General features: G+C 57.7%; 23 protein-coding genes. 12 read left to right on the top strand and 11 right to left on the bottom strand.

Translation table 11 applies throughout. From position 1 onward, the window contains the following. Positions 1-83 precede the first annotated feature (83 nt). Genes B2590_RS09065 through B2590_RS09055 form a run of 3 tightly spaced genes read left to right on the top strand, consistent with a single transcriptional unit; the run spans position 84 to position 3,236 of the window. Positions 84-1,271, top strand: a complete 1,188-nt coding sequence (locus B2590_RS09065) for an acyl-CoA dehydrogenase family protein (protein ID WP_286811876.1) — start codon at positions 84-86, stop codon at positions 1,269-1,271. Positions 1,272-1,284: 13 nt separating this feature from the next. After that, on the top strand, positions 1,285-2,433 hold the full coding sequence (locus tag B2590_RS09060; protein ID WP_136634075.1) for an acyl-CoA dehydrogenase family protein: 1,149 nt from the start codon (positions 1,285-1,287) through the stop codon (positions 2,431-2,433). A gap of 29 nt (positions 2,434-2,462) precedes the next feature. Then, positions 2,463-3,236 carry an SDR family oxidoreductase gene (locus tag B2590_RS09055; RefSeq protein ID WP_286811875.1) on the top strand — a complete coding sequence of 258 codons (774 nt, stop codon included), beginning with the start codon at positions 2,463-2,465 and terminating at the stop codon, positions 3,234-3,236. An 18-nt stretch (positions 3,237-3,254) separates the two neighbouring features. Here the strand turns inward: B2590_RS09055 and B2590_RS09050 are convergent, their stop codons facing one another. After that, a complete protein-coding gene (locus B2590_RS09050) occupies positions 3,255-4,220 on the bottom strand; it encodes a threonine ammonia-lyase (RefSeq protein WP_286811874.1) in 966 nt (321 codons plus the stop codon). A 265-nt stretch (positions 4,221-4,485) separates the two neighbouring features. Between B2590_RS09050 and B2590_RS09045 the strand changes: the two genes are divergently transcribed. Both B2590_RS09045 and B2590_RS09040 read left to right on the top strand, forming a co-directional pair. Beyond that, positions 4,486-4,989 carry a nucleotidyltransferase domain-containing protein gene (locus B2590_RS09045; protein ID WP_273064687.1) on the top strand — a complete coding sequence of 168 codons (504 nt, stop codon included), beginning with the start codon at positions 4,486-4,488 and terminating at the stop codon, positions 4,987-4,989. Next, complete coding sequence (locus B2590_RS09040) at positions 4,970-5,395, top strand: hypothetical protein (protein WP_036211569.1); 426 nt, start codon at positions 4,970-4,972, stop codon at positions 5,393-5,395. The genes B2590_RS09045 and B2590_RS09040 overlap by 20 nt, the downstream gene beginning before the upstream one ends. 60 nt (positions 5,396-5,455) lie before the next feature. Here B2590_RS09040 and B2590_RS09035 read toward each other — a convergent pair whose 3' ends face one another. Beyond that, positions 5,456-7,033, bottom strand: coding sequence for a flavin-containing monooxygenase (locus B2590_RS09035; protein ID WP_286847927.1), 1,578 nt, complete (start codon positions 7,031-7,033; stop codon positions 5,456-5,458). Between the two features lie 315 nt (positions 7,034-7,348). On the opposite strand from B2590_RS09035, the gene B2590_RS09030 reads away from it, so the two are divergent. The 3 genes from B2590_RS09030 (at position 7,349) to pntB (ending at position 11,107) form a co-directional block, all read left to right on the top strand. Beyond that, positions 7,349-7,981, top strand: a complete 633-nt coding sequence (locus B2590_RS09030) for a TetR family transcriptional regulator (RefSeq protein WP_075194643.1) — start codon at positions 7,349-7,351, stop codon at positions 7,979-7,981. Positions 7,982-8,125: 144 nt separating this feature from the next. Further along, positions 8,126-9,703: a Re/Si-specific NAD(P)(+) transhydrogenase subunit alpha gene (locus B2590_RS09025; RefSeq protein ID WP_286847926.1), complete on the top strand. Its 1,578-nt coding sequence runs from the start codon at positions 8,126-8,128 to the stop codon at positions 9,701-9,703. A 12-nt stretch (positions 9,704-9,715) separates the two neighbouring features. Then, entirely contained in the window at positions 9,716-11,107 is a 1,392-nt protein-coding gene (gene pntB, locus B2590_RS09020) for a Re/Si-specific NAD(P)(+) transhydrogenase subunit beta (RefSeq protein ID WP_075194641.1), read from the top strand. Here pntB and B2590_RS09015 read toward each other — a convergent pair. The 5 genes from B2590_RS09015 to B2590_RS08995 form a co-directional block, all read right to left on the bottom strand. Beyond that, the gene (locus tag B2590_RS09015) at positions 11,096-12,247 is read right to left on the bottom strand and encodes a patatin-like phospholipase family protein (RefSeq protein ID WP_091644050.1); all 1,152 of its coding nucleotides are present in this window, start codon (positions 12,245-12,247) and stop codon (positions 11,096-11,098) included. The two genes, pntB and B2590_RS09015, sit on opposite strands and share 12 nt — an antisense overlap. A gap of 31 nt (positions 12,248-12,278) precedes the next feature. Next, positions 12,279-12,821 (bottom strand): hypothetical protein, encoded by a 543-nt coding sequence (locus B2590_RS09010; protein WP_036211583.1) that lies wholly within the window; start codon positions 12,819-12,821, stop codon positions 12,279-12,281. Between the two features lie 88 nt (positions 12,822-12,909). Beyond that, a complete protein-coding gene (locus B2590_RS09005; RefSeq protein ID WP_075194639.1) occupies positions 12,910-13,503 on the bottom strand; it encodes an exopolysaccharide biosynthesis protein in 594 nt (197 codons plus the stop codon). 25 nt (positions 13,504-13,528) lie between these two features. Then, positions 13,529-13,840, bottom strand: coding sequence for an outer membrane protein assembly factor BamE domain-containing protein (bamE, locus tag B2590_RS09000; RefSeq protein WP_041332932.1), 312 nt, complete (start codon positions 13,838-13,840; stop codon positions 13,529-13,531). Between the two features lie 129 nt (positions 13,841-13,969). Next, entirely contained in the window at positions 13,970-15,082 is a 1,113-nt protein-coding gene (locus B2590_RS08995) for an NADH:flavin oxidoreductase (protein ID WP_041332930.1), read from the bottom strand. Positions 15,083-15,172: 90 nt separating this feature from the next. On the opposite strand from B2590_RS08995, the gene B2590_RS08990 reads away from it, so the two are divergent. Further along, positions 15,173-15,661, top strand: coding sequence for a winged helix-turn-helix transcriptional regulator (locus B2590_RS08990; protein ID WP_126810962.1), 489 nt, complete (start codon positions 15,173-15,175; stop codon positions 15,659-15,661). 52 nt (positions 15,662-15,713) lie between these two features. On the opposite strand, the gene B2590_RS08985 is transcribed toward B2590_RS08990, so the two are convergent. The 4 genes from B2590_RS08985 to B2590_RS08970 all read right to left on the bottom strand — a co-directional run bounded on the left by B2590_RS08985 (position 15,714) and on the right by B2590_RS08970 (position 23,749). Continuing rightward, positions 15,714-17,039 carry a DEAD/DEAH box helicase gene (locus B2590_RS08985; RefSeq protein ID WP_036211594.1) on the bottom strand — a complete coding sequence of 442 codons (1,326 nt, stop codon included), beginning with the start codon at positions 17,037-17,039 and terminating at the stop codon, positions 15,714-15,716. A 323-nt stretch (positions 17,040-17,362) separates the two neighbouring features. Then, positions 17,363-18,724 (bottom strand): DUF1329 domain-containing protein, encoded by a 1,362-nt coding sequence (locus B2590_RS08980; protein WP_041332928.1) that lies wholly within the window; start codon positions 18,722-18,724, stop codon positions 17,363-17,365. A 29-nt stretch (positions 18,725-18,753) separates the two neighbouring features. After that, entirely contained in the window at positions 18,754-20,643 is a 1,890-nt protein-coding gene (locus B2590_RS08975; protein ID WP_041332926.1) for a DUF1302 domain-containing protein, read from the bottom strand. 130 nt (positions 20,644-20,773) lie between these two features. Then, positions 20,774-23,749, bottom strand: coding sequence for a hypothetical protein (locus B2590_RS08970; protein ID WP_278366655.1), 2,976 nt, complete (start codon positions 23,747-23,749; stop codon positions 20,774-20,776). Between the two features lie 277 nt (positions 23,750-24,026). Here B2590_RS08970 and B2590_RS08965 point away from each other — a divergent pair, with 277 nt between their 5' ends. From B2590_RS08965 to B2590_RS08955, 3 genes are read left to right on the top strand one after another with little or no spacing between them, the layout of a single operon-like run. Beyond that, the gene (locus tag B2590_RS08965; RefSeq protein WP_227662332.1) at positions 24,027-24,611 is read left to right on the top strand and encodes an RNA polymerase sigma factor; all 585 of its coding nucleotides are present in this window, start codon (positions 24,027-24,029) and stop codon (positions 24,609-24,611) included. 13 nt (positions 24,612-24,624) lie between these two features. Further along, positions 24,625-25,305, top strand: coding sequence for an anti-sigma factor family protein (locus B2590_RS08960; protein ID WP_041336465.1), 681 nt, complete (start codon positions 24,625-24,627; stop codon positions 25,303-25,305). Beyond that, on the top strand, positions 25,302-25,766 hold the full coding sequence (locus tag B2590_RS08955) for a hypothetical protein (protein ID WP_041332918.1): 465 nt from the start codon (positions 25,302-25,304) through the stop codon (positions 25,764-25,766). The genes B2590_RS08960 and B2590_RS08955 overlap by 4 nt, the downstream gene beginning before the upstream one ends. Positions 25,767-25,819 lie beyond the last annotated feature (53 nt).

The raw sequence follows: 25,819 nt of genomic DNA, 5'->3' as shown, positions 1-25,819 counted from the left end.
AGTTCGTAGGCCCGGCATCAAAAATCAAAAGGCCACTCACAAGTTAAAACCATTAACCTCAGCCATCAGACAAGAGGTGCAACATGGACCTGAATTACACCCCGGAACAAGAGGCCTTCCGCGCCGAAGTTCGCCAGTTCCTGGACGACAACCTCCCGGACGACATCCGCGAGCGCGTTCAGAAACGCTTGCGCCACGATAAAGAAATGACCCAGCGCTGGCAGAAAATTCTGTTCGACAAAGGCTGGGGCGCCTCCACCTGGCCGGAAGAATTCGGCGGCCCGGGCTGGAGCCCGATTGAACAGATCATCTTTGAAGAAGAGTGTGCCCTCGCCGGTGCGCCACGCCAGCTAGACTTCGGCCTGCGCATGGTCGCCCCGGTGATCATGACCTTTGGCAACGACGAGCAGAAACAACGCTTTCTGCCGGGCATTCTCAGCGGCGAAGACTGGTGGTGTCAGGGCTATTCCGAGCCGGGTTCCGGTTCCGATCTGGCGTCACTGCGTTGTTCCGCAAAGCGCGAAGGCGATCACTACATCGTCAACGGCCAGAAAACCTGGACCACATTGGGCCAGCACGCCGACTGGATCTTCTGTCTGGTGCGCACCAGCAACGAAGGCAAGCCGCAACAGGGCATTTCCTTCCTGCTGATCGACATGAACGATCCCGGCATCGATGTGAAGCCCATCATCATGCTGGACGGCGAGCACGAGATTAACGAAGTCTATTTCGATAACGTGAAAGTGCCCGCCGAGAACCTGATCGGCGAAGAGAACCAGGGCTGGACCTACGCCAAGTTCCTGCTTGGGCACGAGCGTACCGGGCTGGCGAACGTCGGGCAGTGGAAAGCCTTGATGAAGCGCCTGAAAGTCGTGGCCAACGAGGAACAGGACGGCCAGCGCCCACTGATCGAAAACACCCGCTTCCGCGATCGTCTGGCGCAACTGGACATCGAACTGCGCGCGCTGGAGCTGACCGTGTTGCGGGTCCTGACCGACAAACGCGGCCCCGGCCCGCAGGCGTCCATCCTGAAAATCCGTGGCACCGAAATCGGCCAGAAGCTGTTTGAGTTGTTAATGGAAGCCACCGGGCAGGACGCCATCGCGCATATTCCGGACGCCCTGGAACTGGACTACAGCGGCCCCCGTGCCGGATCCATTGACGCCACCCCGGCGGCCGGCGATTACTTCAACATGCGCAAGCTGTCGATCTTTGGCGGGTCCAACGAGATCCAGCGCAACATCATCGCCCAGCTCGTGCTTGGTCTTTAAAGGAGGCGATCTTATGAATTTCGATCTTACCGACGAACAGCAAATGCTGAACGACTCGTTGCGCCGCTTTGTGACCAACGAGTACAGCTTTGAAAAGCGCAGCACCTTCATCGAATCCGGCAATGGCACCGACCCGAACACCTGGGCCGCCCTGGCGGATATGGGCCTGCTGGCGTTCACCTTCCCCGAAGCCTTTGGCGGTCTGGATGGCAACGCCGTCGACACCATGGTGGTGATGGAAAACTTCGGTCGCGGCCTGGTGGTTGAGCCCTATCTGGCTACGGTCGTTCTGGCCGGCGGGCTGATTCGTGATGTGGGCAACGACTCCCAAAAAGACGAGTACCTGACGGCGATCGCTTCCGGCGAGCGCAAGATGGCCTTTGCACATTACGAACCCGGCGCGCGCTACAACCTGAGCCAGGTACAGACCACTGCCCGCAAGGACGGCGACCACTTCATGGTCAGCGGCCAGAAAACCGCAGTCATCCATGGCGGCCAGGCGGACCAACTGGTCGTCTCTGCGCGCACCAGCGGCAACACCAATGATGAGACCGGACTGTCCCTGTTCATCGTCGATGCCAATGCCAAAGGCGTGAAAATTGACGACTACGCCGCCCATGACGGCTACCGCATCGCAGACATCAGTTTCTCCAATGTCGCCGTCAGCGCCGACAATCTTCTGGGTGAGCTGGACCAGGCGTTCCCGCACATTGAGAAAGCCACCGATCTGGGCATTGCGGCGGTCTGTGCCGAAGCCGTGGGGGCCATGGAAGCCATGAACGAAACCACGCTGGACTACATCAAAACCCGCAAGCAATTCGGTGTACCTATCGGCAAATTCCAGGTATTGCAGCACCGCATGGCAGATATGTTCATTCAGACGGAACAATCCAAATCCATGGCGATTCTGGCGGCCAACACCGCCGATTCCGACGACCAGGCCCAGCGCCGCAACGCGCTGTCTATGGCCAAGACCCTGGTCGGCCAGGGTGCCCGCTATGTCGCACAGGAAGGTGTGCAGCTGCACGGTGGTATGGGCGTGACGGACGAGATGTTTGCCGCTCACATGTTCAAGCGGCTGACCACCATCAACCTGCTGTTCGGCGACGCGGACCATCATCTGGCCCAGGTCAGCGACGGCCTGTTGGCCGCCAGCGCCTGAACCTTCGGACTGATTACAAGGAATCGACTATGAGCGTAAAACAACTACTGGACCTGTCCGGCAAAGTCGCCTTCATCACTGGCGGCTCCCGCGGCCTGGGACTGCAAATGGCCGAGGCGCTTGGTGAACTGGGCGCGAAGATCGCCATCAGCGCCCGCAAACAGCACGAGCTGGACGCGGCGAAAGAACACCTGGAAAGCCAGGGCGTGACGGTGGTGACCATCGCCGCCGACCTGGGCGATCTGGAAGGCATTCCCAAGGTGGTGGATCAGGTGATCGAGCAGCTCGGCGACATCGACATTCTGGTGAACAACGCCGGCGCCACCTGGGGCGCCCCGGCGGAAGACTATCCGCCCGAAGGCTGGATGAAGGTGATGAACCTGAACGTGAACGCCAGCTTCTTCCTCACCCAGACCGTCGGCAAGCGCTGCATGATCCCGCGCAAGACCGGCAAGGTGATCAATATCGCCTCCATTGCCGGGCTATCTGGCAACCCGGAGGGCATGCAGACCATCGCCTACAACACCAGCAAGGGCGCCATGGTGAACTTCACCCGCGCCCTGGCGTCCGAATGGGGTCATTACAACATCAATGTGAACGCGCTTTGTCCAGGCTTCTTCCCGTCCAAGATGTCTCAGGGACTGTTGGATGCACAAGGCGACAAAATGCTTGAGCGCATTCCACTGAAACGCTTTGGTGGCGGAGAAGATCTGAAAGGTGCAGCGGTGTTGCTGGCGTCTGAAGCCGGACGACACATTACCGGACAGTGCCTGGCGGTGGATGGCGGAACGCTGGTCAGCTAAGCCAGCCTATTCAGACGGTCAAAGGCACTGACTGACCTGTTCCGGATCCAGGTTGCCACCGGTGATAATCAGAACCGTGGCCCTGTCCGGATCAGGCGCAACCTGGTTTTCCAGTAACGCCGCCAGCCCGACACTGGCACCAGGCTCTACATAGAGCCTGGCTTCAGTCAGCAGGCGACGTGTGGCTTCCCGGATAGCCGACTCGGTAACCGTCACGATCTGGTCCACCACCTGACGGGACGCGGCATAGGTGCAGTCACCGACCACTGCCGGTGCCAGGCTGGCGGCCCAGGTATCCACCGAGTCGAGGCTGGCGCTGGCATCCTGCTTGTGCCAGGCGTTGAACATGGTGGCCGCGCCTTCCGGCTCCACGCCGATCAGTTCCACCTCCGGCTTTTGTGCCTTAATGGCCAGCCCCAGCCCGGAAATCAAACCGCCGCCTCCGATGGGGCACAGTATCCGATCCACATCCGGCTGCTGGCGCAGCAATTCCAGACCAACGGTGCCTTGCCCGGCCATAATTCGAACGTCGTTATAAGGGTGGACCAATGTTAACCCGCTGTTGTCCCGTAATTCGTGGCACCGGGCCACCGCTTGCTGAATATTACCGTGCACAATAACCTCGGCACCCAGCGCCCGGGTGCGGTGAATCTTCAACGGGCTGGAACCTTCCGGCATCACCACCGTGAGCGGAACATCCTGCATGGCCGCCGCCCAGGCCAGGCCGATTGCATGATTCCCGGCGGAAACCGTCACCAGGCCGGACTTGAGTTCGTCAGCACTGGCGGTCAGCAGCCAGTTCAGGGCACCCCGGGCCTTGAAGCTGCCGGTGCGCTGAAGACTCTCGCATTTCAGACCCAGTGGCTGGCCGATTGCGGCGTTCAGGTCAGGCACAGTCAGGAGCGGTGTTTCGCCCAGCTTCGGTCGAATGCGCTGCTCTGCTGCCTGAATTTGGGATAGGTCAGGAAGGATTGGTTTGGTCATGGTGCGTGCTCCATTTGCTCCCTTTCACAAACCATGATTCAGACAAAGCTTTCTATCAAGCTTTTGGTAAACTGGATGGCAATCAGGGAACTGACTTTACGAGATACCCAATATGGGTATAAAGTTACCCAAATTAGGTATGCCGCGAATCAGCCCAATGACCACAAGCACAACCTCAAATTCCAGCCTTGCAGATGCCCTGTTTTCAGGCACCCGGCAAAAAGTTCTGGGTTTACTGTTCATGCAACCTGATCAGGACTTCTCAATGGCCGAATTGATCGAACGGGCAAGAGCCGGATCAGGCGCGGTACAACGGGAGATTAGTCGCCTGGTGGACAGCGGGCTAGTCACTGTGGATATCAGGGGGCGTCAGAAACGATACAGAGCCAATCAGAATGCCCCTATCTTTCCGGAGTTGTGTTCCCTGGTTGCCAAAACCCTTGGGCCGGCTCAGTTCGTCAGTAACGCTCTCAGACCCATCGAAAGCGAAATCGACGTGGCGCTGATCTATGGTTCGGTTGCCAAGAACACTGATCGGGCGAACAGCGATATTGATCTTATGCTGGTTTCCGATACGTTAACCCTTGAAGATGTTTTTGCGACGCTGGAACCTGTGGAACAGGAAATGTCGCGGCCTGTGAACCCCACGCTCTACACACGGCACGAATTCGAAAAGCGCCGGGCAAACGATAATCCGTTTATCAGAAAGGTACTGAATGGACCGTACCTCCTATTGAAGGGAATCATTGATGAACAAGGAAGCACTTGAGAATCTGGTGGACATCCGCAAACTCCATCACGAAGCGGCGGATGTCATCGAAGTAAATGGCCTTTTGCAATCCGGCACTATCCGGCTGCAAGACGCTCATCTCGAATCCCTCAGCCAGGAAAGCCGCTTTGATCTGGCCTACAACGCCGCTCATGCGTTGTCACTCGCAGCACTACGTCATCTTGGTTATCGTTCTGACAACCGATACCTCGTTTTCCAATGTCTGCAGCACACACTCGACCTGCCTCCTGCAAAATGGCGCATTCTTGATCAGGCACATCGCAAACGAAACCTTGCAGAGTACGAAGGGGTCATCGACGTGGACGAAAGCCTGGTTACCAGCCTCCTTCGGGTTTGCGAAGAAGTGAAACTGGCAGCTATTAAGCTAACGGGGAATAGCTGCTAGCCTATAAATACCCAATATGGGTAAATTAATGCCCATATTGGGTAATTTTTGGTCGACGACTTACAGCGCCGGCGCTACCTCACGCACGCCTTCTGCCTCTGGCTCACACACATACTGCCCCGCATCAAACCGCTTCGTCTGCTGGCGGAATTGCCAGGTGAAGCCCGGCCACAGCGTGGTGTTCTTGCCGTTCTCGTTCACATACCAGCTCTTGCAGCCGGTCTGCCACACGGAGTCGCCGAGCTTGGCGTGAATAGAGGCGTTGTATTGGCTTTGGGCGTCTTCCTTCACTTCCACGCTCTTCCAGCCGTGCTTGTCCATTTTCTTCAGGGCATCCAGCACATACTGGGTCTGGCTTTCGATCATATAGACCATGGAGCTGTGGCCGAGGCCGGTATTGGGGCCCATGAGCATGAAGAAGTTGGGGAAGCCGGCAATGGCGCTACCCTTGTAGGCTTCGGCACCGCCTTTCCATGCATCCAGCAGGTCCTGGCCGCCACGGCCATGTACCATGCCTGCGGGTATCGGGTCCTGGGCCTTGAAGCCGGTGCCATAAATGATGCAGTCCACTTCCCTCTCATGGCCGTTGTTATCCACGATCATATTGCCACGCACTTCGCGGATGCCGTCGGTCAGCACGTCGACGTTATTCTGGGCCAGCGCCGGGTAATAGTTGTTTGAAATCAGCACCCGCTTGCAGCCGAAGTGAAAATCCGGGGTAACTTTCCTGCGCAGTTCCTTGTCCTTGATCTGGTTGCGGATATGGCGGCGTGCCTGTAATTCGCCGATTTTGAGGATTCGCGGATTGCCTACAAAGCCCAGTACCCGTGCTTCCAACATCCAGTAGATGCTCTGGCGAAAGGCGTTCAGGGTCTGCGGGAACTTGCGGAACATCATCCGTTCCAGCGAGCGGATCTCGCGGTCAGGCTTGGGTACGATCCATGGTGGAGTCCGCTGGTAGAGGTCGAGGTGAGCTGCGTCTTTGGCCACTTCCGGTACGAACTGAATGGCTGAGGCGCCGGTGCCAATCACCGCTACGCGCTTGCCCTTGAAGTCGTAGTCATGGTCCCAGTCCTGGGAGTGAAAGCTTTTGCCGGTGAAGGTGTCGATGCCTTTGATGTTGGGGTATGCCGGGGTGCTAAGGCCGCCCATGCCGGAAACCACAACATCCGCCTTGAAGGTGCTGAATTTGGGCAGGCCCTTGTCTTTGCGGTTGAGTTTGTCGCCGGGGTTCAGGCCCTTGTCCTGCATGTAGGCCCAGAGTTTGGGGCTGTCGCAGGTTTCGACGGTCCAGCTTTGGGTTTTCTCGTCAAAGCGGGCACCCGCCACGTGGGTGTTCAAGCGCACGTGTTTCATGAGGTCGTATTTTTCGGCGCAGCTTCGCAGGTAGGCCTGGATTTCTTTCTGCTGGGCGAACATGCGGGTCCAATTGGGGTTTTGTTCGAACGAGAAGGAGTAGAGGGCGGATTGGACGTCGCAGGCACAGCCGGGGTAGTGGTTTTCGTGCCAGGTGCCGCCGACGTCGTCGCTTTGTTCGAGGATGACGAAGTTGTCGTATCCGGCTTCCTTGAGTTTGATCCCCATGCCCAGGCCGGAGAATCCGGTGCCGATGATGGCGATTTTTGCTGTCTGACTCATGTTTTCCACCTCGTTGTTCGCTGGCCTTTTGGCCTTGCCTGTTGTTGTCTGTTTCGCCATGATGATTGGCGGTAGACACATGTATACCCAACAGAGTAGACAGTTGTATACTTCCAAACATCTGGATCTGGCTGTTTGGCCTCGTTTGATAACTAACTGTCCCCCAGATCAAACTTCGGGGGCTGGGGCAATTGGGAAGGCTTTTCCGAAACACGCTCGAGCACATCCATGTGGCGCTTGGGCTCCGCCATCCATGGCTCCGCACAGTTTCGGAAAAGCCTTCCCAATTACCCCTTCGAACTTTGGTGATGCTTCATGAATGTTTTAAGTGGTGGAAAACTGAAGCTGATTCAGGCGGCGCTCAGGTTGATTACCCAGAGCCGCAGCCTGACATCTCTCGGTCTCCGGGAACTGGCCCGTGAGGCCGGACTGAATCCCAATACTTTTTATCGGCACTTCAAGAATCTGGACGAGTTCGGTCTGCAGGTACTTGGGTACATTGCCGAAGACATGAAAGCCGGCGTGCGGGAGTTGCGGCGGATGGCGGAGTCGTCGGAGCAGGCGTCCCACGATACGGTGACGTTTGTTTACCACTACTTCCTGGCCAACCCGGCAGCGACGACCGTGGCGGTGCGGGAGCTTCACGGGCCGTCGGCTTTGTTGCGCAGGGCGCTTGAGGCGCAGTTGGATGCCAGCGCGCGCGAGATGGCGGAGGATATTATCGAGCGGCGGCTGGTCAGTGCTGTGCCGACGGAGACGATTCATGAGATCTCCCGCATGACCATTCGCTATATCCTTTTCAGGGCAATGGATTACATCGAGAAACCGGCGCAGCGGGCAATGATCCAACATGAAACCGAGCGGTTTATCAACCGCCAGTTTCGGGGGGCAATGCTGGATGGGCTGGCCGAAAGTGAGGTACAGGCACTGTTAGAGAAGGACCTCTAACGGGCTTATTATTTTTTTCGTTTTACCTTTCCGTTTTTTCGCTTTGTTCGTTTTTAGGAAAACCTTTGTAAATCTGTTAGCGTCTACCTATAAGTAAAAACCGAGATTTTCAGTGAATCGGTCATTCCGGAGGACGTACTTACAATGAAGATCGGTATCCCCAGGGAGATTTTCGAGGATGAACGACGGGTAGCGGCAACGCCGCCCTCGGTGCACAAGCTGATAGGCCTTGGCTATGAGGTGATGGTCGAAGCCGGTGCGGGTGAGGCCGCGAATTACACGGACGACGCCTACGAAAAAGTGGGCGCTACCATTGCGGCGGACACCAAATCGCTTTGGCAGGACGCGGATTTTATCCTCAAGGTTCGCGCGCCGATGAAAAACCCTTCGCTCAAGAAACACGAAGTGGATCTGATGAAGGAAGGGGCGTTCCTGGTCAGCTACCTGTGGCCAGCGCAGAATCCCGAGCTGCTGGAGAAACTGGCGGCCAAAAAGATTACTTCCTTCGCCATCGATAGCCTGCCCCGCATCAGTCGTGCCCAGAAGATGGACGCCTTGAGCGCCATGGCCAATATTGCCGGCTACCGCGCGGTGATTGAGGCGGCCAATAACTTCGGGCGGTTCTTTACCGGCCAGGTGACGGCGGCTGGCAAGGTACCACCGGCGAAGATCATGGTGATCGGGGCCGGCGTCGCTGGCCTCGCTGCAATCGGCGCCGCAAACAGCATGGGCGCCATTGTGCGGGCGTTTGATACCCGTCTGGAAGTGAAAGAACAGGTTGAAAGCATGGGCGCCGAGTTCCTCGTGCTGGATTTCGACGACGAGGACGGCAGCGGTGGCGGCGGCTACGCCAAGCAGATGAGCGACGAGTTCATCAAGGCGGAGATGGCGCTGTTCGCGGAACAGGCCGAAGAGGTGGATATCATCATCACCACTGCCCTGATTCCCGGCAAGCCTGCGCCCAAGCTGATCACCGCCGATATGGTGAAATCCATGAAACCCGGCAGTGTGATTGTCGATCTGGCGTCGGAACGCGGGGGCAACTGCGAGCTGACGGAGCCCGGCAAGGTCGCTCACCATCATGGCGTAACGCTGATTGGCTACACCGATCTGCCCAGCCGTATGGCCAAGGTGGCCAGCGATCTCTATGCCACTAACCTGGTACACCTGATCACTGAACTGACACCAGAGAAAGACGGCCAGCCCCAGGTCAACATGGAAGACGATGTGATCCGTGGCCTGACGGTGGTGCGGGAGAACGACGTTACCTGGCCACCACCTCAACCGGAAGCGCCGGTCAGCCCCAAGCCGGCGCCCGGCACTGAAGAACCCACGGCTGCCGACAAGGAGGCCGCGAGGCAAGACGCCAAACGCCGCAACCAGTTTGGCAAGGGCGCGCTGCTGCTGGTCACGGCCCTGGCGCTCTACGGGGTTGGTGCCCATGCGCCGGAAAGCTTCCTGCAGCACTTCACGGTGTTTGTCCTGTCCTGCTTTATCGGCTGGCAGGTCATCTGGAACGTGACCCCGTCCCTGCATACGCCTCTGATGAGCGTGACCAACGCCATCAGCGGCATCATTGTGATCGGTGCCATTCTCCACCTGGCCCAGGCGGAGAATCTGGCCGTTGGCATCATGGCCTTTTTCGCGGTGCTGATTGCCAGCATCAACGTGGGGGGCGGCTTCCGGGTCACCCATCGCATGCTCAAAATGTTTCGCAAGTAGGAGGCGCCCGATATGAGCACAGGATTGGTGAGCGTGGCCTACGTGGTCGCAAGTATCTGTTTTATCCTCAGCCTGGGTGGCCTTAGCCATCAGGAATCCGCCCGGCGCGGGAACCTTTATGGTGTCGCCGGCATCATCATCGCTGTTGGCGCCACCCTGGCGAGCGTGGACGGTGGTGTTATCGCGATCGTGATTGCGGTGCTGCTGGGCGCCGGTATTGGTATCCCCATCGCCAACAAGGTGGAAATGACCCAGATGCCGCAACTGGTGGCCTTGCTGCACAGTTTTGTGGGCCTGGCGGCGGTATTGGTCGGTTTCTCAGGCTATATCGAGCCCTTGGTAGCCACCACGGGTGCCGAACACACCATCAAGCTGGTGGAAGTGTTTGTCGGTATCTTTATCGGCGCCGTGACCTTCACCGGGTCGCTGGTGGCCTGCGGCAAACTGGATGGGCGCATCGACAGCAAAGCCCTGACCCTGCCGGGCCGACACCTGATGAACCTGGTGGCCATCATTGCCTGCGTATTGCTGGGTGCCTGGTTCCTCGGTACCGACAGCATGGCGCTGGGGCTGATTTCCCTTGTCATCATGACGGTCATCGCCTCGGTGCTCGGCATTCACCTGATCATGGCCATCGGTGGTGCCGACATGCCGGTGGTGGTGTCCATGCTCAACAGCTACTCCGGTTGGGCGGCGGCCTCTATCGGGTTCATGCTGGGTAATGACCTGCTGATTGTGGTGGGTGCCCTGGTAGGCAGCAGCGGTGCCATCCTCAGCTACATCATGTGCAAGGCTATGAACCGGTCGTTTATCAGCGTCATCCTGGGCGGCTTCGGCCAGACCAGCAGCAGCTCAAGCGCGGCCGATACTGACCAGTCTGTCTATGAGTCCTCCGCGGATGATGTGTGCGAGGAACTGCGCAATGCCGATTCAGTGATCATCGTGCCGGGTTACGGCATGGCTGTGGCGCAGGCCCAGAACGGCGTCAGCGAAATGACGAAAATCCTGCGGGACCGTGGCGTCAACGTGCGTTTCGGCATTCACCCTGTGGCGGGTCGCCTGCCCGGACACATGAACGTGTTGCTCGCCGAGGCCCATGTGCCCTATGACATCGTGCTGGAAATGGACGAAATCAACGACGATTTCCCAAGCACCGATGTGGTGCTGGTTATCGGTGCCAACGACACCGTAAACCCGGCCGCCGCCGAAGACCCGGGCAGCCCGATTGCCGGTATGCCGGTGCTTGAGGTGTGGAAAGCGCGCCAGGTGGTTGTCCTCAAGCGGGGCATGGCCACGGGTTATTCAGGCGTGGAAAACCCGCTGTTCTTCAAAGACAACACCCGCATGCTGTTTGGCGATGCCAAGGAAAGCATCGACAAGCTGGTTGGTGGGTTAAGGGGCTGATTCTTCAGCCCCGGATTCCTTCTCAAAAAACCGCTCAATCTGCCGGGACTGGCTCTGGCCGTCCCGGTAGCCCAGCTCAATCAAATCGCGACAGAAGCGTTTGTCGAACAGCAGGAAGCTGGCGAGATTGGCGCTGGAAAAAGGCGCGTTGTCCGAAGCACCGGTCAACCGTCGCAACACCAGCGGCATGGCGTCAATGTATTTCATGGCGATTTCGTTGATGGGCTCGGAAGGGGAAATTTCCAGAATATCCACCGGGTTCAGGTCCAGCCCGGACTCCTTCAGTTTCTTCTCGGGGATCAGTTCCAGCAACTGGTTGATCAGCCGTGAGCGATCGATGTCGTAATCCAGCGTATCCAGGAACATGCCGTTGAACACGTGGGCCAGTACCTGGGTCAGCGTTGGCATACCGGGTTTTTCCGGGCGCCTGGATGGGCACATCGCGTTGGCACTAACCCCGATCACCAGCACCTTGCGTGCACCCAGTCGCAATGCCGGACTGATGTGGGCCATCTGGCGGGTCACGCCATCACCAAAGTACTCGCGGTTGATCTTCACCGGCGCAAACAGAGTGGGAATAGCCGCAGACGCCATGATGTGGTCCACTGCCAACTCTGTGCGGGTGCCACCACGCTGTCCGATCGACCAGCCTTGCAGCCCTTCAGCCCCTTCAAAGAAACACACATTCTGGCCAGTCGCGTAACCGCAGGCATTCAGGCCCACAGCGTCGATGTGGCCCTCCTGAATGGTTTGCCGAATGCTCTGCAGGTCGATCTCCCGCTCCAGCAATTCCCGCAGTGGCGAATTATCCAGAAAGGAAACCGGCCCGCTCTCAATGGGGCGACTGATCATCTTGCGGGCGATGGCGCTGAAGCTGCGCATCAGGCTAAAGGTATCCGCCCGGAATACCCGGTCCATGGTCAGTTCCGACCAGACTTTATCGAGATGATCAATACTGTGGCGAAACAGCCCCCGGTTACCGGCAAGGGCCATGGCATTGATCGCCCCGGCCGAGGTACCGATAATGACATTGAACGGGTGGTTCCAGTCCGGATACATGTCAGCGATAGCGCGAAGCACGCCGACCTGATACGCCGCCCGCGCGCCACCGCCGGTGAGAATGACACCGTTCTTTGTCATGAAACCATTCCGTTTTGAACAGTGCCTCGCATCAGGCCTGTTTGATCTTATGCCGACGCCGGCCGGCAAACGGATTGTTAATGCTGGAATCCTTGCCCTGCAACTTGGCCTCGGGGTGGTTCTTCGCCATCAGTTCCTTGACCTTGGGAATGTGGTCCTTCGGGGCATCCACCATGATCAGGTACTTCCCTGCCTCAATATCATGATGGAACGGCTCGATACGGTAGTTTTCACTCTGGATACCACCAAAGCCACCAACCCAGGCGCCCGCTACCACCACAAAGATAAACAGGGCGATCCAGGCGGCCGCCGGCATGTTCAGAACTTCCAGCAAGGCCAACGGTACAAGGAAGGCCAGCGCCAGCACAAAGCCGGCTATGGCGCCGCGCTCCACGTACCTGGGCAGATCCGTTCGGTCCAGGATGGACGCGGTGTGTAACTGGTGAGTGTAGAGGCCGGCCTCGTCCTTGCTGACAATGTGGAAGCGCCAGTCAGTGACGTCGTGCTCGTGAAGGTCGTCGGAGATTTCTTTTGCACTGTCAATCGAAGATACCAGATAGAATAAACGTATCATGGTGTTTCTCCTCTTTCGCCTGTGAATGAGGCGTTCTTCTACTGACAATTTAGTTCATAACCCCCGACTTTACGTAATCTGGCCTTATTCAGCTGCCGATGGTTCGCACCAACATCACCGGCCCCGCCAGCGAAACACCCCAGGCAAGCACGGCAAGGAGACCATCTTTCGAAATCATCGCAAGGCCGAATGTCATCAGCGCCACGCCAGCAATACTGGCACTGAATGGCACGAGCTCCGTCGCCGGCATCACGATCGCAATCACCATGCACGCAAGCGCCATGGCGTAGAGGCCAGGACCCTTGACGAGGAAAGTGAATCTTGGGCGTATCAGGCGGTCGATCCGCCGTGCGGCCGGGCGCAGTAAATGGAGCCCCTGTACAAGCTTCTGGCGGGGAACCTGACGCCGGAGCAACAAGCTGGGCAGCCAGAACTGGGTCCGACCCAACAGAACCTGCCCCAACGTCAGCAGTGTGAGCAGGCCCAACAGGGTCGGCATTCCCGGCACGCCACTGAGGGGCGTCACCAGAATAAGGCCAACCAGAAGCACCAGCGGCCCAAAGGTCCGGCGCCCGACTGCATCCATCATTTCACCGATGGAAACGTGAGAACGACCAGCGGCCCCTGCTTCTATACGGTCCAGTAACTGTTCGATATCCGCCGGATCACCCTGGTCATCCATTCACCAGCCTCCGGAAATCTGATCGTTACTTGGTGGTGTTGTAGACGTAGGAAGACACTGTGCCATCTTCGTTGAATCGCACCACCAGGTCCGTTGTCTCGGCGTCACCGAAAGCAGACCAGCGATACTTGCCGTAGGTCCAGGTGCGCTTGCCGTCCTCGATACCGGTGCGCCAGGGCTCACCAAACATCTCCTGGATATCGGCGCGGGTGGTATCGCCGATCTCGATCTGGTCAACGTTATGGGTGGCAAAGTCCTGGCCGACCGTGGCGCAGCCGGCCATAACCAGAGTCAACGCAAGCAGGACAATGGCTGAAAGAGAAGTTACAGACTTCATGGTGTATCCCTTTAGTTGAAAACAAGAGCATTAATCATACGGGTTTCGGCAACAGGTTAAATTACAGCCCGGACAGACACAAAAAAGCCCCGGTGTCTCGCCGGGGCCTGTTGTCAACGCCTTGTCTGATCAGTAGAGCTTTGCCAGCGACTTTTTCGCGAACGGCTCGACCTCGCCAATACGGCCGTCCTTCACTTTCACCAGCCACTCGGGGTCCTGCAGCAATGCGCGGCCAACGGCGATCAATTCGAACTCGCTGTTGTTCATGCGCTCAACCAGTTCGTCGATGCCGGACTGCTCCACCGCTTCCTTCTTACTGGCGAAAGTACCGCTGATGAAGTCCTCCGTCAGGCCCACACTGCCAACCGACATGGTCGGCTTGCCAGACAGTTTCTGGGTCCACCCTGCCAGGTTCAGGTCAGAGCCTTCGAATTCGGGCTCCCAGAAGCGGCGCGTGGAGGCGTGAAAGATATCCACACCGGCATCCACCAACGGTTTTAGAAACTGCTCCAGTTCCTCGGGTGTGTTCACCAGCTTCGCTTCATAATCCTGCTGTTTCCACTGGGAAAAACGCAGCATGATGGGGAAGTCCGGGCCTACCCGATGGCGGACAGCTTCAACGATCTCAACCACGAAGCGCAGACGGTTCTCCATACTGCCGCCGTATTCGTCATCACGCTGGTTGGTGCCTTCCCACAGGAACTGATCCAGCAAATAACCGTGGGCGCCGTGAATCTCCACACCGTCAAAGCCCAACGCTTTGGCATCCTGAGCACCGTCGGCAAACGCCGTGATGACGTCGTCAATGTCGTCCTTGCTCATCGCCTTGCCGTTGGGTTTGCCCGGTGAAAACAGACCGGACGGGCTGTAACCGGGTACGGATGGGTCCGGCTCGGTGCCTTCCTTGCGTACGGCACCCACGTGCCACAACTGCGGGAAAATGGCCCCGCCAGCCTCGTGGACCGCATCAACCACATCCTTCCAGCCGGCGAGAGCTGTGTCGCCATGAAAGAACGGCACATTCGGATAACCGTTGGCGCCAGGATGATTCACTGTCGTGCCTTCGGTAATCAGCAAACCAACACCGCCTTCAGCGCGGCGGCGATAATAGTCCACCACATCCTGGCTCGGGGCGTTGCCCGGCGAGAAATTGCGGGTCATCGGAGCCATCGCCACGCGATTGCGCAGGGTCAGGTTGTGGAGTTCAAAGGGTTCAAACAAAGGGCCAAGATTCATGCTCATGGTAGATCGCAACCTTACTAATCTGGTTTCTTTAAGCAACCATATTGAATCTGGTTTTAAAATGCAACCCTATTAGGTACACTCCGAAACATGGCCAGAAAACGTTTTGATGACTCCAATTGCTCCGTCGCCCGCGCCCTTAACGAGGTGGGTGACTGGTGGTCTCTGCTTGTAGTGCTGCACGCGATGTATGGCACCCGCCGCTTTGTGGACTTCCAGCAAGAGCTGGGTATTGCCCGCAACATTCTCTGCGACCGGTTAGCGAGGCTGGTGGACAACGAGGTATTGAAGAAGGTGGATGTGGGCGAACACGGCTCACGATTCGAGTACCGACTGACCGAAAAAGGCCGGGACCTGTTTCCGATTGTGATCGCCCTTCGCCAGTGGGGCGACAAATGGAATCCGGCGCCAGATCAAACACCGCTGGACCTGAGGGACCGCGAAACCGGGCGTGCCATTTTACCGGTTGAAGTTCAGGATGCCGACGGCAAGCCGCTGACCGTACGTGATGTGTTTGTGCCGGAAGGCGCCGACACCGGCCTCGAGAAAAAGACACCGGACGGCAAAAAGTCAGCCTGAGCCAATACCCAAAACGGGGCCCTGGGGCCCCGTTTTCGTGGAGTAGGCAGGACTACGCGTTTTCGCGCTGGGGTGAGCGCCTTGCCTGACCACCGTTGCCATTCTGGCTACGGCCGCCACTGCGACCACCCGGCTTGCCACCAAAACTACGGCCATTTCCGCCGGGCTTACCATTGCCACCACCGTTACCGCCGCGACCACGGGCCCGGCTGGGGTCTGCCTTGGCTTTTGGCTTCAATGGCAGGTTGTTCTGGGGCTCGAAGCCTTCAACAGACTTGCGCGGCAACTGCTTCTTGATCAGCCTCTCAATCCCGGCAAGCATCTTGCCCTCATCGGCGCTAACCAGCGACAGTGCATGGCCGCTTTCACCGGCACGACCAGTACGGCCAATGCGGTGAACGTAGTCTTCCGGCACGTTCGGCAATTCGAAGTTCACCACCTGGGGCAGCTGTTTGATGTCCAGGCCACGGGCTGCGATGTCGGTTGCGACCAGTACACGCACTTCACCCTGTTTGAAATCAGCCAGGGCGCGGGTACGAGCACCCTGTGACTTGTTGCCATGGATCGCAGCAGCGGTAATACCGTCACGCTCCAGCTTCTGGGTCAGGCGGTTGGCACCGTGTTTGGTACGGGTGAACACCAGCACCTGCTCCCAACCATTGTCTCGCACGAGCTTGCTCAGCAAGGCGGTTTTTTGGCTCTGATCAACCGGATAGACCGACTGCTTGATGCTTTCCGCAGCAGTGTTTCGGGCTGCCACTTCCACCTGCACCGGGTTATCCAGCAGGCCTTCGGCCAGGGTGCGGATTTCATTGGAGAAGGTGGCGGAGAACAACAGGTTCTGGCGCTTGGCGGGCAACAGCGCAAGAATCTTGCGGATGTCACGGATAAAGCCCATGTCCAGCATGCGGTCGGCTTCGTCCAGCACCAGGATTTCCACTTCGTTGAAGCGAACTGCATTCTGCTGATACAGGTCCATCAGACGGCCGGGTGTGGCCACCAGCACGTCCAGGCCCTTACGCAGCTTCATCATCTGCGGATTGATTTTTACGCCACCAAATACCACGGCGGACTTGGTCGGCATGTATCGGCTGTAAAGGGCCACACTGTCATGTACCTGGGCCGCCAGCTCGCGGGTAGGCGCCAGGATCAGTACACGCGGGCCTTTGCCAGTGCGGGGGTTTTCCGCCAGGCGCTGCAGCAATGGCAGGGTGAACCCTGCGGTTTTACCGGTACCCGTCTGGGCAGCCGCCATCACGTCCCTGCCGGATAAAACGGCGGGAATGGCCTTGGCCTGGATGGGTGATGGGGTTTCGTAACCCTGGTCGGCAGTGGCACGGACCAGTTGCTCGGACAAACCGAGTGAAGAAAAACTCATAGTGGATCAACTCTTGATTAGTCTGCCTCCACGAACACCGATCTCGGCGAATGCGGGCAGATGCCATGAAGATTCATGGAATAAAAGACGACTACGGCCACACACCGTTAACGGGGTGACGTCCTCTGACAGGTCGTATGGATGGTTCGCACGGGCTTGAAGCCTTGAATTGCGGAAATCCCTAGAGGCAGGATGCTGGGCACACTAACAGAGTGATTCGGGAATAGCTATAAGGAACTTTACCGGGCAGGGATCTTTGATGTGGTCCCCCGTCGGGGATAACCCTGCCAAGCCAGGCAGGGTTATCGGTCCGCCATTAACGATTAACGCACGCCGTCCCGGCGTAACGCAGCCGGCGTGTATTCACGGGAGCGACGCTCGGTACCATACTGGTAAGGCTCGTCTTCCTCGTTGGTCAGCCCCATCACCAGATAGCGCCCTGACAACAGGTCATACAGGGTTTCAAAGGCATAGGCCGGAATGTTGGCATCGTAGATCTGCATCGCGTGCGCTTCGGCAACACGCCACAGGTTGCCACGACCATCGTAGTGATCCACCGCTGCAATCTGCCAGGTATCCTCATCAATGTAGAAGTCCCGTTTGCCGTAGACATGCCGCTCACCATCCTTGAGTGTCGCTGTTACATGCCATACCCGGTGCAGCTCATAACGCGTGAGGCCCTGGTCGACATGGCCGGGCTTTATGATGTCGTCATAGCTCAGGCTCTCGTCGGTCAGGCGATAGGAATTGTACGGAATGTACAGCTCTTTCTTGCCCTTGAGTTCCCAGTTGTAACGGTCTGGCGCGCCATTGTAGAGGTCCAGGTTGTCAGACGTGCGCTGACCATCTGCGGCGGTACCCGGCCCATCGTAGGCCACATTGGGAGCACGGCGAACACGACGCTGCCCGGAGTTGTACAACCATGCGCGGCGGGGCTCCTTAACCTGGTTGATGGTCTCGTGCACCAGCAGTACGTTGCCTGCGAGGCGAGACGGAGCGGTGATGGCCTGCTTGAAATAGAACATCACATTGGGATCTTCGCTCGGATCGAAATCCTCCAGCGCCACCCGCTCGGTAAACGATTCGGTGAACCTGACCGGGCTGAAATCGCCATTTGGCTGCGGTGTTACCTGTGCCACATTGCGGGTAAAGGAACCGCCGCGGTAGCGGGTGATATGGTTGAAAATCACCTCAAGGCCATTTTGGGGGATCGGAAACGGGGTCGCTGTTTTGTAGTTCTTGAGACCGTTCCCGCTTTCCACCAACTCCACTTCGGTGGCATTGGCCTTGGTTTTCTCCAGCACGTCGGCAGGATAGGTCGCCGTTCTCCGGGTCTGGTAGACCGGCATAAAATAATTGTCGTACGTCTTGATCATCGCAATCTGGCCGGGCGTCAGGTTGTCCGCGTACTGGTCAACGTTGCTCTGATCGATACGAAACAGCTCTTTGTCTTTGGGAAACGGGTCCACGTATCGGCCGTCGCCCTGGTAGGCACCCGGTGCCTGAAGCAGCCCCCCGTCCCAGGCAGGAATTTCATCGCCATTACCGGCCTTCTCGGCGCCCATTGGCGTGAGCGTATCTCCCAGTTTGGCGGCCTCCTGGGCCGACACCGCTGCGCCGGCTGATGCGGAATACAGCATCGAGCACGCTAATGCACTGTAAAGCAGGTTTTTTCGGTTAATCATGGATTACTCCTCGGTTTTCAGACAATGGTTCAAAATGAATAGGACACTGAGGCCGACACGAAATCCCGGTCATTGATGACGTTGTAATCACCCCCGAAATAGTTGGTGTAGCTCAGATTGGCTTTGTAGGCGTTTTGATAGGTGGCTTCGACGGCCAGGCCCAGTGACTTGTTGCCTTCCTGGAAGTTGCCACCAGGATCTGGTGCGTAGCCCTTCACGTCGTGAGAGAAAAAGAGCCGGGGGCGCAAGTTGACGCCAGCGACGGCATCCGGATAGTCCCAGACAAACAGCGTGCGATAGCCCCAGGAGAAGGACGTGGTAAACCCACCACCTCCACAGTTGCTGGGGTTGATGTTCAAACGCGGGTCACTGTCTGTGCCCTGGCTGCAGTAGTCACCGGTAAAGTTGTCACCCTCCAGCGGCACCGGCCCCACACCGTAGATGCCCGATCGCCCGTAGCGGGCTTCCGAGGTGCTGGGCAGATCGTGGATATAGGTGGCACCAACCTCACCAACAATGATGAAACGGGCGGCGCCCATTACCCGGTCAATGAAGTGAATGAATGTGGCCTGGGCCTGGGAAACGTTGTAACGGTCGTAGCCATCAACAGCCTTACCGGCATAGTTGAAATTGGGATCCTTCTCACGCTGGCGTTGCTCCAGCTTGCTCACTACCTGTCCATCCGGACCACGCTGTTGCAAGCCCCCGTAGATCAGCTCAAACGTGTTCCACTGGATGGGAAGATTTGGCCGGAAGCTGTATTCCGCCCCCAGCGAAGTGCCCGTTGGCAGTGTGGTGTTGATACTGATGCCGTAGAGATCAATGTCTTCCGGATACTCGATGAAATAGCTGGGAAACCTGGAGTTGGGCAGGTTGGGGTCGCTTTTCTGGTTTGCCGATGGGTCCGAAGGGTTGTTGACCACACCACTGATGTACGGAAGACGGCTGTGATAACGGGTGTAGTAGAACCCCAGCTCGGCCCCCAGGTCGGTCAGATACCAACGCAACGCGGCACCGAACTGATCCTTGTCCCCGGGCTCGCGGTCGCCCAGGCGCGGAGACACGAATCCCTCTTCCAGTGCCTGGGAATCAGGCACCTGGCCCGCCAGTAATACCGGGCCACAGCCATCGGCCGCCACGTCGGCGGAGGAAAAATAGGTGCCACAGTCGTCAATCCTGAAGCTTTCCCAGTCGGTCTGAACAAACGCCTCCATGGTGATTTCAGGCGTCAGGCCAACTGACGTATACAACATCTCCACCGGTAACAATACGTCTTTCAGCTCCGCGCCGGGAGCACGAAACGCGGGAACGTCGATCGGATTGACCGCGTTGATACCGCCCAGGATGAACGTGCTTTCGCCCCAGTTCACCACCTGACGGCCATAACGGATCGACACCGGCGTATCGCCGAAGTACCAGTCCGTAAACACGTAGGCGTCGAGAAGATCCACACCGGAGGCGTTATCTTTGGCCTCATCGTTCAGTTCACGTCGCTGGCCGACCGGGTCCTTGGCGCGACGGTTATCCTTCAGTTCATGGTCGTAATAATAGGTGCCTCGCACCAGCGCCCCGACCCGTGTCAGCGTGTCACTGTCGGGGGTGTAGTCCAGGAACAGTTCACTACGGCCACGCAGGATCTGGGAATATGGCTCGTTCTTTTCAAAGTTCAGGTTGCCGTCGTCGAAGTTGTTGGACGAGGCGCCCGTGTTACTGAATGCGAATTCCGGGCCCAGGTTGCCCTGGGAGATCAGATCTTTGTCCTGATCTTCCAACCGATAGGCAATCCCTGCCGTCAGGGTCGTTGAGAGCGAGGCGTCGATCTCGTAGATGTCGAAATCGAATGCCATCGCCGGGGCTGTGGATACGATTGCGCCGATAGCCAGCGCCAGGCGTTTACGGTCTCGGTTTTTTGTTGTCATTGGTCTGTAGCTCCAGTTTTTCAGGCAAAGCTTCCCCATTGATGGAGAGAATCGCCATCGACATACACGTGTTTATCGGGAACGGGCGCTCCGGGATCTCCGAAGCGCTGGTTGTCTGGCCGTTGGGTTTCTAGATCAGGCCGCCACCAATCAGGCCACCATCACCTCCATCACCCCCACCATCTCCGCCGCCGTCCGGCTCACTGCCTGGATCGGTGTTGCCCTCGGCGGAGCAGTCCGTACCTGAGGTATCGGCATCCTCTACGACACAGGGGTTGCTGACAGAAACGGTGCCATCACTGAACAGCTCCAGCATCTGCGCGATCATCTCGTCGAAAACCGCACGTGAAGAAAAGGCATCCGCCGCTTTCTGACCGGCAGACACGGGGTTGCCATGTGACCCTTCCAGATAGCGGGTTATAGCTGGGAGGCCACTTGCCAGCGGCGTTGACTCAGCGCCCATACCCGCAGCCAGGGGATCCGTACCCGCCAGAGGTGCGCGCTCACTACTGATCACAAATCCGGTTTCCGGAACCGTGGTTTCAAGGGGCCCCATGGCGTAAAGCTGATCATCCGCGGCATTGGGAATCGTGTCGTCAGTTGGGCGCTCAGGGTCATCATCAACACCAACGATTTCAGTCAGCAACGTGTTGGTGTTCTGATAAAAGCCGGCATAGGCGACAGGGTCTGCCGAATCCAGCTGCGACTGAAACACATTGAAGTAGATGTTGAGTTCCGTACGTCCCTGCGCCAGCACGCCATCAGAGGCGGCGTCCAGCACGGGAAGAAGCTGTGGTGCCAGTGACTGCGAGTTTTCGAACAGACGTGTGAACTGACCGCCGGTGTTCAGCAGATTAGAGGCCAGAACCGGGCTGAGATTGGAGTTGCCCGCAGCACTCGCTGCATTGTTAACCGGTGGGAAGGCCGCGCCACCCATACCACTGAGCGAATGGCTCATGAAATAGACCCGGCTCGGATCAATGCTCAGGCCCTGGGCACAATCGCCGGCGGCCTGACACGCGCTGATGGCGTCCTCGATCGCCTGCAACGAGGCGTTCACGTTAAGCAGGTCGAGGGTGCCCTGGCGCATGTTGTCACGGGTGTTGGCGTAGTTAGTGAAATTCAGGTACAGACTTCCCGATTCGGGCTCCTGCAGTTCACCCGCCGGTACCGGATTAAGATCCGCGTCAGCGGCGAAGCCAAAGTGACGCTCGACGGCGTCCGCCGAAGCACCATCCTGAGTGGTGATGGGATTAAGACCAACCACGCCCTCTCCGAAAATACCGTGCAGCGGCTGATCGATACCGATGGTGACGAAGCAGTCAAAGGTATTGCCAGGGTCGGCGCAGGACAAACCAGCGGCTGTCGCCAGAGGGAGGATCGCCGAACGGTCGGTGGTCACGGCATGCTGATAGATGATCACCGGAAAACCATTTGCCGGGGTCTGCGGGGCAATCAAGGCCTGGTTGGTGTCGGGCGCGGCAACCACAATGGGAACCGTTGTTTCACCGGACTTTTCAGCAAACGGGAAGCGGTAGGTCACCCGATCGGAGGGAGCCTGATCGAGCGACTCTTCGGCGCTGAAGTCCGCCGGGAGCCAACTGGCCGAGCGCAGGGCTGACCCATCCGTCGCCTCCGGCACGCCCTGAAAATACGGCAGGGTAATCTCGCCCTCATAGACATGGATATTAAGAGGAGTGCCCTGAACTTCCTGAGCCAACGCCGGATTTATCTCACCACCGTCGCGCTGGTTGAACATCCTTACCGTTCGCGGCTTCGGGGCATCAATAAGGTTGTCAGCGGCGGTTGCAAGCGCCAGCGCGTCACCCTCGTTGTCGGCGACAGTATCGACGGCCATCGCTGTTGCGGCCTGCAAAGCATAGGCGACTCTGCGGTCCGCCTGATCATTGCTGACAAGGTCCTGATATTGAACAACCATGCCAGCGTCCCGGGCATCACTGAGCAGGCCGGCGAGCTCGGCGTCGTAGAGGCGGAAATCTGTGTCCGTCAGCGTTGCATGGATTTCATCGTTGATGTTCTGCTGTTCCGCCGTCGCGGCCCCCTCCAGCGGCTGTTGAGTCAGGTTGTAGAATCCGGAGATCAACTGCTGGAGCCCTTCCTGTCGGGCAGCAATACCCAGGCTGTTGCGGAAGAACGTCACCGGGGCTGTATTTGCCAGCAGCACGTCGTCTACCGCCGTTGTGGTGATCGTTGTGGAAAACACAACGTCATCGAACGTCTTTGGGAATCCAGCGATGGAAAACGCCTGCTTGAACTCAAAATAGTCGGAAGCGAGTCGGCGGGCAGGTAACAACGCCTCGCGGAATGGCTCGAACGCAACATTGGAAAGCACCGCTTCCGGGTCCGCCACCGACTGGTAGGTCGGAGCGCCAACGAGCGGGTCGCCGTTGGTGTCCACGATGTCATCGGTGATGGCCAGGGCGTACCGGGTTCTCTCAGCCAGTGGCTTGACCGGCAGAATCCGGATCATATTGTTCTGGCCACCATCGATATCCAGCAGCTCAACCCGAAGTCTGTCCTCAACCAGGGCATCGAAAATCGCATCGGCTTCGGCGGTATTACCGCTTTCCTCAAGTGCCAGTGCCCGCCGGTACTGAATCGCCGATGAAATTCCGGCGACCTCTCCGGAGGTTTGACGGAGGCTATCGCCACCGGCATATTCCAGGGGAATCAGGAACACATTCTGATCCGGGTTGGGGACAACTTCGCCCTCCACGGAGATAAAGTCACGTGCATCAAGGGTCTGCTGGCTGTCCAGGCTGCCACTGATCTTGATATCAATGGGTGCCAGTACTGAATTTCCATCGAGAAATCCAATGCCCGTGGTCACTGGGTTGGCAGGATCGCTGCCGTTCAGCATGGTGCCGTCGTCAACCTCACTGAGATAGAAAAGGGAATCGCTTGGAATCGGGAATTGGGTGGTCAACGGGTCAAATAATGGGTGAGTTCCCCGCTCCACGGCCGGATTGGTAATGTCGTAGTCTGGGTCCGCATTCTTTGTAGTCTGGCTGCTGCTTTCAAAACAACCCGTCAGGCTGACCGACAAAATGACCATCGACATCAGTCGCGTTTGGCGCATGAACATACTTGTTTACCTCTGTACGTTTTTTTGTAGTTCGAGACTCGTCCTGTGTCTTTCGGCCTAACACGGAAGTCTAATTGCGGTGGTTCCAAAAAAATTTTCCCGAATAGACGAGAAATCGCAAAAGGAAGGGCTAACTGGTTCTTGTAGCGAGAAATTTGTCTCGAACAAAAGGCAATAATGATGGTATGTTCAGAATCTGACATCCGAACACCTACAAGAATGGCCTGAGGACGGGGCACCCGCCAAACCGTGCCAACCACAGACCGAGGGAATCAGATTGGCTTTGCTCCCATTTCGTTCGTCGTCGTCAAAGCGATTTGACCGGCTGATTCTGCCTTACATGAAAGGCATGTATATTTTCGCCTACCGCCTGACTGGCCAGAAACAGGATGCAGAGGATCTGGTGCAGGATGTCGTGGTCAAGATGTACCCCCGGCTGGACGAACTGGAAAACGTGCAGCAACCCCAGCCATGGCTCAACCGTGTGTTGTACCGGCACTTTGTTGACCTCACCCGAAAACAATCCAGCCAAAGAGAAATCAGCGTCAGTACACTGGTCGCTGCGGAGAGCCAGACCGCCTTTATAGAATCCCTCGGCGAGGCAAGCCCGGATGCCTCCGCCGGTATCGACCAAACGCGCATTGGCGAAACCGTCAAGCGGTTACTGAATACCCTGCCACCAGACCAACGAACCCTGTTATTGCTTCACGACGCGGATGGCTGGCGCCAGGAGGACATTGCAACGGTTCTGGATGTGCCTGTTGGTACGATAAAATCACGCCTGCATCGCAGCAGAGCGTTTATGCGGGAACGGTTGAAAAAACAAATGGAACCTTTCGAAAAGCAACAACGTGAAGGGTGAAGAGGTGAATGCCATGACGTGTCGTCAGTTCCATCAGGAGGTCGACAGCCTGGTTCGCGGCGATCTTCCGCTGCATGAACAGGAAGCCCTCCAAGCTCACGCATCGACGTGTGCCAGTTGCTCAGAACTTTGGGAGGATGAACAACGCCTGCAAAAAGGCATCATGGCCCAGACCGTTCCAGAGCCCGACGACGATTTCGAATCCCGCGTTCGTGCAATGGCACTCGCTGGCGAGACACCTCGGAATTCCACGTTACGCAAAACGTCACTCTGGGCTTCATCAATTGCCGCCGTGCTGGCACTCGGTATCTTCATCGGTATGCAGGTCGGCCCGGCAGATACGGGATTGCCCGAAGACATCGCAGATGCTCCCGGGCAGACAGCAACAGAAACCGTTGCTGAACCCGAAAGTGGAGCGGAACTGAAAACCGTCAGGCTGGCGTTCAATTCCCGCAAGGCGATGGACAACGTCACCCTGACCCTGGAACTACCGCCCAACGCAGAACTGGCACCCTTCCCGGGGCGCCAGACCATCAGCTGGACGGTGGATCTCAAGCAAGGCGATAACGTATTGGCGTTGCCCATCAACGTACTGTTCCCTGGTTCCGGCAAACTGGTTGCGCACCTGGACGATGGAACCCGGCGCAAAACGTTCAGCACCGCCATTCCAGGAAACACGGAGCCTTCATCATGAAAAGACATACCCATATACGCTGGCTTGCTCCGGCCATGCTCGGCCTTCTGCTTGCTACACCGGCTCTGTCCTGGGCTCAGGACGATCTTGATGTGACCATGAGAATGGTCGCGGACGATCAGGAGCTGGACGATTCCTTTGTGCAACAACTTGAGCTTCCGGAGTCCGTGGACGCGCCCGCGGGCGCAAACGGGTTCGGTGATATGCAGACGGATTCCGGCGACTTCGCTTCCGATACCCGGGAAGACATGCTGGATATCGAGAGCACTCTCTCCGAACAGTCACGGGAGTCTCGTGACGCGCTCGGCATCGAACTGCCTGGCGAGATCATCCAAGACGAGCCAGAACTGGACCTGCCGGGCATCGAAGACCCTGGACTGGACCTGCCAGGCACCGGCGATACCGATCTGGACCTGTTAAACGACAGTGGCCTGAATCTGGAGGAAACCGGACAGCAGTAGATTAGATACAGACGTCACACCTGATCCCTTCAGGACTGGCGCTCGCCCGTCCA

It is taken from the genome of Marinobacter sp. UBA3604 (genome assembly GCF_002375325.1).
GTDB classification, from domain to species: domain Bacteria; phylum Pseudomonadota; class Gammaproteobacteria; order Pseudomonadales; family Oleiphilaceae; genus Marinobacter; species Marinobacter salarius.
Note: the sequence above shows the minus strand (reverse complement) of the source record. Positions and strands in the feature narration are given on the sequence as shown.